Origin of the sequence: Paramuribaculum intestinale, from assembly GCF_003024925.1 — a bacterium.
Classification (GTDB): Bacteria; Bacteroidota; Bacteroidia; order Bacteroidales; family Muribaculaceae; genus Paramuribaculum; species Paramuribaculum intestinale.
In genome coordinates, this window is the sequence record NZ_PUED01000080.1 from 1 (window position 1) to 11,759 (window position 11,759).

At 56.0% G+C, this 11,759-nt stretch carries 12 protein-coding genes; 7 read left to right on the forward strand and 5 right to left on the reverse strand.

Annotated elements, in window-relative coordinates; genetic code table 11:
- Positions 1–108: 108 nt before the first annotated feature.
- The 7 genes from C5O24_RS07290 to C5O24_RS07320 all read left to right on the forward strand — a co-directional run bounded on the left by C5O24_RS07290 (position 109) and on the right by C5O24_RS07320 (position 7,070).
- Entirely contained in the window at positions 109–681 is a 573-nt protein-coding gene (locus C5O24_RS07290; RefSeq protein ID WP_161553845.1) for a thiamine phosphate synthase, read from the forward strand.
- A 30-nt stretch (positions 682–711) separates the two neighbouring features.
- The gene (locus tag C5O24_RS07295; protein ID WP_107035803.1) at positions 712–1,341 is read left to right on the forward strand and encodes a thiamine phosphate synthase; all 630 of its coding nucleotides are present in this window, start codon (positions 712–714) and stop codon (positions 1,339–1,341) included.
- A gap of 17 nt (positions 1,342–1,358) precedes the next feature.
- Positions 1,359–2,144, forward strand: a complete 786-nt coding sequence (locus C5O24_RS07300; RefSeq protein WP_161953397.1) for a thiazole synthase — start codon at positions 1,359–1,361, stop codon at positions 2,142–2,144.
- A gap of 24 nt (positions 2,145–2,168) precedes the next feature.
- On the forward strand, positions 2,169–3,875 hold the full coding sequence (gene thiC / locus C5O24_RS07305; protein ID WP_107035802.1) for a phosphomethylpyrimidine synthase ThiC: 1,707 nt from the start codon (positions 2,169–2,171) through the stop codon (positions 3,873–3,875).
- 10 nt (positions 3,876–3,885) lie between these two features.
- Positions 3,886–4,995, forward strand: a complete 1,110-nt coding sequence (thiH, locus tag C5O24_RS07310) for a 2-iminoacetate synthase ThiH (RefSeq protein ID WP_107035801.1) — start codon at positions 3,886–3,888, stop codon at positions 4,993–4,995.
- A 147-nt stretch (positions 4,996–5,142) separates the two neighbouring features.
- Positions 5,143–6,762, forward strand: coding sequence for an ABC-F family ATP-binding cassette domain-containing protein (locus tag C5O24_RS07315; RefSeq protein WP_107035800.1), 1,620 nt, complete (start codon positions 5,143–5,145; stop codon positions 6,760–6,762).
- Positions 6,763–6,773: 11 nt separating this feature from the next.
- Entirely contained in the window at positions 6,774–7,070 is a 297-nt protein-coding gene (locus C5O24_RS07320; RefSeq protein ID WP_107035799.1) for a Dabb family protein, read from the forward strand.
- Here the strand turns inward: C5O24_RS07320 and C5O24_RS07325 are convergent.
- From C5O24_RS07325 to C5O24_RS07345, 5 genes are all read right to left on the reverse strand, one after another.
- On the reverse strand, positions 7,055–7,759 hold the full coding sequence (locus C5O24_RS07325; RefSeq protein ID WP_133166430.1) for a hypothetical protein: 705 nt from the start codon (positions 7,757–7,759) through the stop codon (positions 7,055–7,057). The two genes, C5O24_RS07320 and C5O24_RS07325, sit on opposite strands and share 16 nt — an antisense overlap.
- A gap of 3 nt (positions 7,760–7,762) precedes the next feature.
- Complete coding sequence (locus C5O24_RS07330; protein WP_107035797.1) at positions 7,763–9,007, reverse strand: DUF1015 domain-containing protein; 1,245 nt, start codon at positions 9,005–9,007, stop codon at positions 7,763–7,765.
- 59 nt (positions 9,008–9,066) lie between these two features.
- The gene (locus tag C5O24_RS07335) at positions 9,067–10,341 is read right to left on the reverse strand and encodes an adenylosuccinate synthase (RefSeq protein WP_107035796.1); all 1,275 of its coding nucleotides are present in this window, start codon (positions 10,339–10,341) and stop codon (positions 9,067–9,069) included.
- Positions 10,342–10,374: 33 nt separating this feature from the next.
- Entirely contained in the window at positions 10,375–10,848 is a 474-nt protein-coding gene (locus C5O24_RS07340) for a Fur family transcriptional regulator (RefSeq protein WP_107035795.1), read from the reverse strand.
- 228 nt (positions 10,849–11,076) lie between these two features.
- On the reverse strand, positions 11,077–11,658 hold the full coding sequence (locus tag C5O24_RS07345) for a DJ-1 family glyoxalase III (RefSeq protein WP_107681655.1): 582 nt from the start codon (positions 11,656–11,658) through the stop codon (positions 11,077–11,079).
- Between the last annotated feature and the right edge of the window lie 101 nt (positions 11,659–11,759).

The window sequence follows — 11,759 nt, forward strand, 5'->3', positions numbered from 1 at the left end:
CACTGCGCTCAAAAATCATGCGGCGACAGCCGACATGCGTCCGAAAACGGTGCTGACCGATGGCGACCGCGTAGTAGTCATCACAGCTTTTTACGGCGGATGACCGACATGATGCGGATAGCTGTCACCGGAACCGACCCGCGCCACGACGAGGGAGAATGGATCGCCACAATCCTGCGCGAAGGCTGGGATGCAGTGCACCTGCGTCACCCTGCGGCCTCGCTGTCAGAGATGCGTCGACTGATCGAGAGCGTGCCGCAGCAATTTCATTCACGGCTACGACTCCACGGGCATTTCGAACTGATCAACGAATTCAATGTCGGAGGGCTGCATCTCAACCGACGCTGCCCTGCCCCTCCCGCCAATTATCGGGGAGGTCTGTCGCGTTCATGCCACACAGTCGAAGAGATCGCCGAGGCCGACAGCCATCTCGAATATGTCACACTCAGTCCGGTGTTCGACAGCATATCCAAACCGGGCTACACCGCTGCATTCAGCGACTATGAACTGGAGAGCATCGAAACATTTTCATCACCGATTGTTATAGCATTAGGCGGAGTCACTCCGGAGCACACCGGTTATCTGCGCAGAGCCGGCTTCGGCGGATATGCCGTGCTCGGCTACCTTTGGGCAGCCTCCGGGCAACAGGATCTCGAACACCGGCTCCGCCAGTTTGTTTAACCAGAATTCAATTAAAACAGATCTACGACTATGTTGCAGTTCATAACCAATCCTTCCGACCGCTGGTCGATAGCCGAGGAAGTGCGGATGGCCATTGAGGGCGGATGCCGCTGGATACAGCTGCGTATGAAGGACGCTTCCGACGAGGATGTGCGCCGGACTGCTCTGGAACTCATACCCCTATGCCGCGACCACGACACATTCCTGATAATCGACGACCGTGTGGAACTCGTCAACGAGTTGCGCGTATCGGGAGTGCATCTCGGCCGCGGCGACATGGATCCGATGGAAGCACGCGAGCTTCTCGGCCCGCACGCAATAATAGGCGTCACAGCCAACACCGCCGAAGATATAATCAAATGGAAAGGGAAGGATGTGGATTATGTAGGCCTCGGCCCCGTACACACCACCTCGACCAAAAAAAATCTCGCCCCGGTGCTCGGCACCGATGGGGTCAAAGAGGTTGTCGACACCGTGCGCAAGGCCGGAGTCGAGTTGCCGATCGTAGCTATCGGCGGCCTCACGCTCGACGATGTAGATCCGCTTAAAGCGGCAGGGATCAACGGCATAGCCGTAAGCGGGGCGATCATCAACGCTCCCGATCCAATGCTCTACACTATGAAGATAATGGAACGTCTGATGGATATTCCTCACGACTGAACTACAATACACTTGCAATGGAAGACATTTTGACAATAGGAGGACGGGGATTCCATTCCCGCCTCTTTGTCGGCACGGGCAAATTCGCCTCCAACCGGCTTATGCTTGACGCCATACTGGCGTCGGGTTCGGAAATGGTCACCGTGGCCATGAAGCGCATCGACATGGACCACGAGGAAGAGGACAACATGCTCCAGCACATCAACCGCGAGCATGTCACTCTTCTGCCCAACACTTCGGGCGTGCGCAACGCCGAAGAGGCTGTAATGGCCGCACGGCTCGCCCGCGACTGTTTCGGCACCGACTTCATCAAACTAGAGATCCATCCCGATCCCAAGTATCTGCTGCCTGACCCGGTGGAAACACTAAAGGCTACAGAGATACTGGCCCGGGAGGGATTCCATGTGCTCCCCTACATACAGGCCGACCCGGTGCTCTGCAAACGCCTTGAAGAGGCAGGCACAGCCGCAGTCATGCCGCTGGGAGCGCCGATCGGCACCAACAAGGGACTGCGTACACGCGACCTGCTTGAAATCATCATAGCGGAGAGCACGGTGCCGGTAGTGGTCGACGCCGGCATAGGAGCGCCGTCGCATGCGGCCGAGGCTCTGGAGATCGGAGCCGATGCTGTGCTTGTGAACACTGCCATAGCCGTGGCGCGCAACCCTGTGGAGATGGCTGTCGCATTCAGGCTCGCCGTCGAGGCCGGCCGCAAAGCCCGTCTGGCCGGACTCGGACGGGTGGCCACCGGCGCTGCCGTCCACGCTCAGGCCACAAGCCCTCTCACCTCATTCCTTGACTGATTTCCAACCCTATCACATAGAATTATGACTATCGACAATATCAATCTCCACAGCTATCCCGGCTCGGAGAAAACATACATGCACGGCGAGATACACCCCGATGTGAAAGTAGGCATGCGCCGTGTCATACTCACCCCCACGGTCAAAGTAGCTCCCGACGGCACGAAGACCGTCAGGGAGAACGAACCGGTCTACGTTTACGATACAAGCGGCGTTTATACCGATCCGGATGTGACCACCGACATCAACCGCGGACTCCCTCGCATACGCGAACAGTGGAACGCACGGCGCGACGATCTCGAGCAGCTGCCTGAAATCACCTCGGAATACGGCCGTCAGCGCGAAGCCGACCGTTCGCTCGACGCGATACGGTTCGCCAACCGCCACCGTCCGCTGAGAGCTAAACAGGGTTGCCGCATCACGCAGATGGATCTCGCCCGGCGAGGTATCATCACCCCTGAAATGGAGTATGTGGCCATCCGCGAGAACATGAACTGCGCGGCTCTCGGCATCAAGAGCTACATCACTCCTGAAACGGTGAGAGAAGAAGTTGCCGCCGGACGCGCCGTGATCCCGGCCAATCCCAATCATCCCGAAGCGGAGCCGATGATCATAGGCCGCAAATTCGCCGTGAAGCTCAACACCAACATCGGCAACTCGGCTCTGTCGTCGGGCATCGAGGAGGAGGTAAGCAAAGCCGTGTGGAGCTGCTACTGGGGCGGCGACACACTTATGGATCTCTCCACCGGAGCCAACATACACGAAACGCGCGAATGGATCATCCGCAACTGTCCGGTGCCCGTAGGTACTGTGCCGGTATACCAGGCTCTCGAAAAGGTGGACGGCAGCGTGGAGCGCCTCTCGTGGGAGATATACCGCGACACGCTCATAGAGCAGGCCGAGCAGGGTGTGGACTACTTCACCATCCATGCCGGCGCACTCCGCGCCCACGCCGACATGATCAACGAACGCCTGACGGGAATCGTGAGCCGCGGAGGATCCATCATGACACGATGGGCGGTGATCCACAACGAGGAAAACTTCCTCTACACCCACTTCGACGAGATATGCGAGATACTGGCACAGTATGACGTGGCCGTATCGCTCGGCGACGGCCTCCGCCCGGGTTCAATCCATGATGCCAACGACCGCTCGCAGTTCCTCGAACTCGACGTGCTCGGCGAACTCACCGAAAAGGCTTGGGTCCACGGCGTACAGGTGCTGATAGAGGGTCCCGGCCATGTGCCGATGCAGAAGATACAGGAGAATATGGACCGTCAGCTCGACAAATGCCACGAAGCCCCGTTCTACACACTAGGCCCGCTGACCACTGACATAGCTCCCGGCTACGACCATATCACCTCGGCCATAGGCGCCGCACAGATCGCTTGGGCCGGCACCGCAATGATATGCTATGTCACGCCCAAAGAACATCTGGCACTCCCCAATCTCGACGATGTGCGTCAGGGCGTGATCACCTACAAGATCGCCGCCCACGCCGCCGACCTCGCCAAGGGTTATCCCGGCGCACAGGTGCGCGACGACGCGATGAGCCTCGCACGCTACGACTTCAGGTGGAAAGACCAGTTCAACCTGTCGCTTGACCCGGAGAAAGCCCGTCGCTACTATGTGGAGAGTCACCGCGACGACGACCATTTCTGCACCATGTGCGGACCCAACTTCTGCGCGATGCGCATATCGCAGTCGACAGCCGAAGAGTGCGCGAAATAATCCGACAGCGATGTTTTACGACGAACTGAAAAAATATGACTGGGACCGCACCACCGCCGAGATCGCGGCCAAGACGGCCTCGGATGTGGAAACGGCTCTCGCCAAGGAGCATCTTGACGTGGACGACTTCATGGCGCTCATATCGCCGGCCGCACAACCATATATCGAAGAGATGGCGCAGCTGTCGCACGCCTATACGCTCGAACGCTTCGGAAAGACCATTTCGATGTATATACCGCTCTATGTGAGCAACGCCTGCACCAACAAGTGCGTGTATTGCGGATTTAACCACGACAATCCTTTCACGCGCATCACTCTGTCACTCGATCAGGTGAAGAAAGAGTGTGAGGCTATCCGGCGCCTCGGCCCGTTTGAGAATCTGCTGGTGGTGTCGGGAGAGTTCCCGAGGCTCAACGGCGTGGACTATCTCGAGAAGGTGCTGCAGGTGGCACGGCCATATTTCAGCAACCTCACCATCGAGGTGATGCCAATGAAGACCCGCGACTATCAGCGGCTGACAGGCAGCGGGCTGAACGGTGTGGTGTGCTTTCAGGAGACATATCATGAGGAGGCCTACAAGACCTATCATCCCCACGGCATGAAATCCATTTTCGAATGGCGTGTCAACGGATTTGACCGCATGGGTCAGGCCGGAGTGCACAAGATAGGCATGGGAGTGCTCATAGGCCTTGAGGACTGGCGCACCGACGTGACGATGATGGCACGTCATCTGCGCTATCTCCGCAAACATTACTGGAAGACCCGCTACAGCATCAACTTCCCGCGCATGTGTCCGGCCGAAGGAGGCTATCAGCCGAAAGTGGTGATGACCGACCGTGAGCTTGCCCAGCTGACATTCGCTTTCAGAATATTCGACCATGACGTCGACATATCCTACTCCACCCGCGAATCTCCGTCATTCCGCGCCAACATGATGAAACTCGGAGTGACCTCCATGAGCGCCGGCAGCAAGACCGATCCGGGAGGCTATTGCTCCGAACCCGACTCGCTGGAGCAGTTTGAAGTCACCGACTCGCGCACCCCCGCACAGGTGGCCGAAGAGATACGCTCGCTCGGCTACGAAACAGTATGGAAGGACTGGGACCGCTGCTTCGACTGAACAGACAGAACTTGACGCACAACTATTGTCGCCCCCGTCATTGCGGATCCATCCATGATAGCGCAATAACGGGGGCGACGCGGTTGGCGAAATAAAAAAAAAGCGGTAACTTTGTATCGGATTTCAATAAAGATAAGGTAAACAAAGATGATAGCGGTAAACAATTTAGGCATACAGTTTGGAAAAAGAGTGTTGTTTCAGGATGTGAACATGAAATTCACTCCTGGCAACTGCTACGGCATTATCGGCGCCAACGGTGCCGGCAAATCCACACTGATGCGTATGCTGAGCGGACAGCTCAGTCCCACCCACGGCACTATAACCCAAGGCCCGGGCGAACGCATGAGTGTGCTCGAACAGGATCACTTCAAATTTGATGAATTCACTGTGATGGACACAGTGCTCCAGGGTCACACCGTGCTTTGGGACATCATGAAGGAGAAGGATGCCCTGTATGCCAAGGCCGACTTCAGCGATGCCGACGGCATACGCGCCTCGGAGCTTGAGGAGAAGTTCGCCGAACTCGAAGGGTGGAATGCAGAGAGCGACGCCGCGAGCCTGCTCAGCGGCCTCGGCATAAAGGAGGACAAGCACTATATGCTCATGAAGGACCTAAGCGGTAACGAGAAAGTGCGTGTGCTGCTCGCCAAAGCCCTCTTCGGCAACCCCGACAATCTGCTTCTCGACGAACCTACCAACGACCTTGATCTCGACACCGTGGCATGGCTCGAAAATTATCTGTCAAACTTTGAGAATACCGTCCTTGTGGTTTCACACGACCGTCACTTCCTCGACTCCGTGTCGACCCACACCCTTGACATCGACTACAACAAGGTGTCGCTCTTCGCCGGCAACTACAGCTTCTGGTATGAGTCGAGCCAGCTCGCTCTCCGCCAGCAACAGCAGCAGAACAAGAAGGCAGAGGAGAAGCGCAAGGAGCTGCTTGAATTCATACAGCGATTCAGCGCCAATGTGGCCAAATCAAAGCAGACCACAAGCCGCAAGAAGATGCTTGAAAAGCTCAATATCGAGGAGATCCAGCCCTCGTCGCGACGCTATCCGGGCATCATATTCACTCCAGAGCGCGAACCCGGCAACAAGATACTGGAAGTGCACGGGCTTACAGCATCGGTCGACGGCGAACTGCTCTTCAAGGATGTGAATTTCCAGATCGAGAAAGGCGACAAGGTGGCATTCCTGAGCCGCGATCCGCGTGCCATGACTGCCCTGTTTGAAATAATCAACGGCAACCGCAAGGCCGATGCCGGCACGTATGACTGGGGTCAGACCATAACCACGGCCTATCTGCCGCTCGACAATTCCGACTTTTTCAATACCGACATGAATCTGGTAGACTGGCTGTGCCAGTTCAGCGACGATTCAAGCGAGATATATCTCAAGGGATTCCTCGGCAAGATGCTCTTCTCGGGAGAAGAGGTGCTTAAGAAGGCATCGGTGCTCTCCGGCGGCGAGAAAATGCGCTGCATGATAGCCCGCATGATGCTTCGCAACGCCAACACCATGGTGCTCGACTCCCCCACCAACCATCTTGATCTGGAATCGATACAGGCGTTCAACAACACTCTTCAGAGCTTCAAGGGCAACATACTGCTGTCGTCGCACGACCATGAGTTTATCCAGACCGTGTGCAACCGCATCATAGAGCTTACGCCGTCAGGAATCATCGACAAGATGATGGACTACGATGACTATATCACCGACGAGCGCGTAGCCGCTGCCCGTGAGAAAATGTACGGAACGAACTAAACGACCGCGCGATGGTAAAGCATATCGTCACTTTCAAACTGTCGGGAAGCACCGAGGAACGTGCGGCGGTGGCTCTACGGTTTGCCGAAGCCCTGAAGGCACTGCCCGGACAGATAGAATGCCTTGAAAGCATCGAGGTGGGCATCAACGAGAATCCTGCCGAAGACTGGGACGTGGTATTGACAGCCACATTGCCGTCGCTCGCCGACGTAGCCGTCTATGCGGCTCATCCGGCTCATGTGGCCGCCGCCTCGATCATAGCCGGATGCAAGGCTGCACGGGCTTGTGTGGACTACACCGTCGGCTGACCGGCTGCCGAGGCTGTTGCCGACATCAGGCGTGCTGCTCCGTCGGCCGACACAAAAGCGTCAGCGGGTATGATCAGATATCGGGCGGATCGTCCGCGAAGACGTAGGACGCAGGCGCTTCTTGACGACACGACATCGACAATATCACTAAAAGATACCGACTCAAAATCATCGTCGACCATGGCTTCAGTCTGTGGCGACGATGATTTTTCTTGTAAAAGAGATGCGTCATTTCCGCCGGCCTCTTCATCTGAAGGATCATCGCATTCATCTGAAGGTTCATCGCACGGTTTCTGGAATATGACCTCAATCCCCGCAGAGTTGAGCAGAATTCTTTTGGGCGCGACACAGAGCCGTGCCTCCGAAGTGACCACTGACCTCATGCATATATGCAGCATGACTATCGGATATACGCAGAACGCCAGGATCACTCCGGCAAATATCCAGCGCATGCCATCAGCGTCGGCAAGTCCAGCTATCAGGCATCCAAGCGCCACAACTACAGGAATCCACACCCACCGGCCGACAATACGGCCGAACGCAAGACGCAGATATGCCGAAGGAGGTGTGGCGAAGACTCCGGTCAGCGGTTCGCCTGACGGAGTAGTGCCGTCGGCCAACGGCAAGGCGCGTCCGTCGGCTGACGAAACGCGCCCCGCTTCATTATATCGTCCGGTCGACAATGCCAATGGTCAGTCGAGTTTATGTATGACAAGTCCGGAACGGAGCTTTGGCTCGAACCAGGTGGTCTTCGGAGGCATGATATTGCCTGAATCGGCAATATCCATCAGCTGCTTCATCGACACAGGATAGAGGGCGAGAGCCATGGCCATCTCTCCGCTGTCGACGCGGCGGCTCAACTCGCTGAGACCGCGTATGCCGCCTACAAAATCTATGCGTTTGTCGGATCGGAGATCCGTGATGCCGAGTATGTCGCGGAGTATCAGATCGCTCGATATGGTCACGTCAAGCACTCCGATTGGATCCTGATCGTTGTAGCGGCCCTCGCGTGCGGTGAGCGAATACCATATTCCGGCCAGATAGAGCGAAAAGTTGTGGAGTTTTTCGGGCTTATATATGTCAGCGCCTCTGGCCTCCACGATGAAATCCTTTTCGAGCCGGCCGAGAAACTCCTCCGGCGTAAGCCCGTTGAGATCGCGCACCACACGATTGTAGTCGATAATCTTGAGGTGTGACGCAGGGAATGCCACCGCCAGGAAATAATTGTACTCTTCATCGCCCCGGTGGCCGGGATTGGCCTTTGCTTTTTCGGCGCCTACGAGAGCTGCGGCCGCAGTGCGGTGATGTCCGTCGGCGATATACAGATATGGTATCCTGGCGAATTCACCGGTTATGGCTTCGATCGTGGCCTTGTCGTCGATCACCCAAAAATGGTGGCCGAATCCGTCGGGAGCCGTGAAATCATATTCCGGCGCTCCTTTCGTGACATCAGCTATGATGCGCTCAAGCACGTCATTGTCGGGGAAAGCGAAGAATACAGGCTCGACATTGGCATTGTTGATCCTGACATGCTTCATGCGGTCCTCCTCCTTGTCGCGGCGCGTTAGCTCATGCTTCTTGATGCGTTCCTCCATATAGTCGTCGACATTGGCCGCTATGACGATTCCATACTGTGTGCGTCCGTCCATCGTCTGGGCGTAGATGTAGTAATGGTCGTCATCGTCCTGCACAAGCCATCCGTTGCTCTGGAAGGCATTGAAGTTTTCCACTGCCTTGTCGTAGACCCGCGGATCATGCTCGTCGGTCGACGGGTCGAAGTCGATCTCCGGCTTGATGATGTGGTACAACGATTTGGGGTTGCCGTCGGCCTCACGCCGCGCTTCATCGGAATTGAGCACGTCGTAGGGGCGCGATGCCACCTCTTCAACCAGTTCTCTTGGGGGACGTACGCCCCTGAAGGGTTTGATTTTTGCCATAATGTCAGGTATCAATTAAGGTAAGTTATCTGCATGTCGGGCGGCCGACAGCTTTTTATTCAAAAGCTGTCGCGCACGATTGTCTGTTCGCGGTCGGGACCGATCGAAACCACGGCTATCGGGGTCTGAAGCTCTTTTTCGAGGAATGCCACATAGTCGCTGAATGCCTTGGGGAATTCCTGTTCGCTCTTCATGCCCGTCATGTCGGTCTTCCATCCGGGAAGGGTGACGTAGACCGGCTTGACATCCACGCCGTCGACGGTGTAGGGGAAGTCCTCAACACGCTTGCCGTCGATCTCGTAGGCCACACAAGCCTTGATTTCGTCGAATCCGTCGAGCACGTCGCTTTTCATCATTATGAGTTTGGTGACGCCGTCGATCATGATGGCGTATCTGAGCGCCACGAGATCTATCCATCCGCAACGGCGTTCGCGTCCGGTCACGGCTCCGTATTCGTGGCCGAGATCGCGGATGAGGCGGCCTGTTTCGTCGAACAGTTCAGTGGGGAACGGTCCGCTGCCTACTCTTGTGCAGTAGGCCTTGAATATTCCGTAGACGTCGCCTATGCGGTTGGGAGCCACTCCGAGTCCGGCGCAGGCTCCGGCTGTAATGGTGTTGGACGATGTCACGAACGGGTATGATCCGAAGTCAACGTCGAGCAGTGTGCCCTGCGCTCCCTCGCACAATACGCTTTTGCCGTCGGCGAGCGCCCGGTTGATGAAGAATTCGCTGTCGACGATATCGAAAGTCTTGATATATTCGATGGCATCCATCCATTTGCTTTCAAGCTCGGCTGTGTCGGGCTTTTCGCCGAGTGCGGCGAGCATGTCGATATGACGGTCGCGCGCTTTGGCGTAGCGCTCTCTGAAGTCGGAAAGCAGCGTGTCGCCGAGTCGCAGTCCGTTGCGGCTGATCTTGTCGGTATATGTCGGTCCGATGCCTTTGCCCGTAGTGCCTATCTTCGAGATGCCCTTGGCTTTTTCGTTGGCAGCGTCAAGCAGGCGGTGGGTAGGCATGATCAGGTGCACTTTCTTCGATATTTTCAGGATTGACCGCAGGGGTATGCCTGATTTTTCAAGGCTTTCGGCCTCTTCGCGGAAGAGCACCGGGTCAAGAACCACGCCGTTGCCTATAAGGTTGGTCTTGCCGTCCTGAAAAATTCCTGAGGGAATTGAACGCAACACATATTTCTTGCCTTCGAACTCAAGGGTGTGTCCGGCATTAGGTCCGCCCTGGAAACGGGCTATGATGTCATAGCGCGGCGTGAGTACGTCCACTACTTTTCCTTTTCCTTCATCGCCCCACTGGAGGCCGAGCAACACGTCTACTTTCATTGCTTTACGATATTGTATGATTGGTGTCGAATTTTATTCTTTGTTTTTGGCTGACGGCCTCGGTCGTCGTGCGCATCGGGAGCATACTCCGTAGATGTACAGGTCGGCATAGGCCGGATGAAACGAGGTGTAGCGCTTTGATGACAGCAGCCGGTCGATTTCGGCATCCTTGACCTCCCTGACCTTGCCGCACTGTGTGCATACGAGGTGGTGGTGGTTGGTTATGCCTGCCACTTTTTCGTACTGTGCCGGAGTGGAGCCGAAGTTGTGACGTCGGACAAGTCCGGCATCGACAAGTATTTCCATGGTGTTGTAGACCGTGGCACGGCTGACATGGTAGCCGTCGGCGTCGAGCATACGGTGAAGTGTGTCGACAAAAAAGTGCTCCGACAGGCTGAACACTTTGTCGAGTATGGCGTAACGCTCCGGAGTCCGGCGCAGACGGTGCTGCATCAGATACCGGTTGAGGGCCGCTGTGGCGGCTGCTTTTGTACGTTCATCGTTCATCGCGATGACAAAGTTAAAAAAACCTTTTCACTTTGCCATAATTTAATGGCAAAAAAGCGTATTATCCTCCACTATACCTGCACGAGGCTCCGTTATCAATCCATATTCAGTGCCTTCCATCGGTGGTGCGAAACCGGTGTGAGCCTATGTTGCGTAAACTGCACGAAGCGCGACCCGACTTTCAGGTCAGGCCGCGCTATCGGTAATATATTGCCTTTTGTGCAATGATCAGAAATAGAAGTTCATGGATTTGGGATATACGAGCATTCCGCTGCCGATCTGCTGGGCTACGGCATCGCCACACGAACGGCGGACGATGGCAAGCGCGAAAGCGAGAGTGGATGCGGGGCCGTTGCCCGTGATCAGGTTGTCGAGCGCCACCACGGGGGCGTCGCGCATGACGATCTTGTCGGATTCGGGCTGCATGCCGGGATAACATGTGGCTTCGCGTCCGTCAAGAATACCGAGCGGCGCGAGCACCAGTGCAGGCGAGGCGCAGATAGCGGCGATTTTACCGCCTTTAGCCGCATGGGCACGCAATGCTTCGGTGACGATCCTGCTGTCGGCGAGATTCTGTGCGCCGGGCATTCCTCCCGGACAAATAAGCCATTCCACGTCAGTGAAGTCGGCATCTTCCGGGAGCAGATCGGCCACAACCACTACGCCGTGGTCTCCACACACTTTTTCACTGTTCTCGGGATTGATGGCGACGGTGAGCACCTCCATGCCGGCACGACGCATCACGTCGACCGTAGCCAATGCTTCGGTTTCCTCGAATCCCGGTGCTAAAAACAAGTAAGAGCGTTTCATGATTAAATATTTAGGATTGGTGATATCTCGGAATCTGTCACTCTGTCATTGATCTTAAGTAGCTCTCAAGAATCAGTTGATATTATCAAACCCGTCAGCAA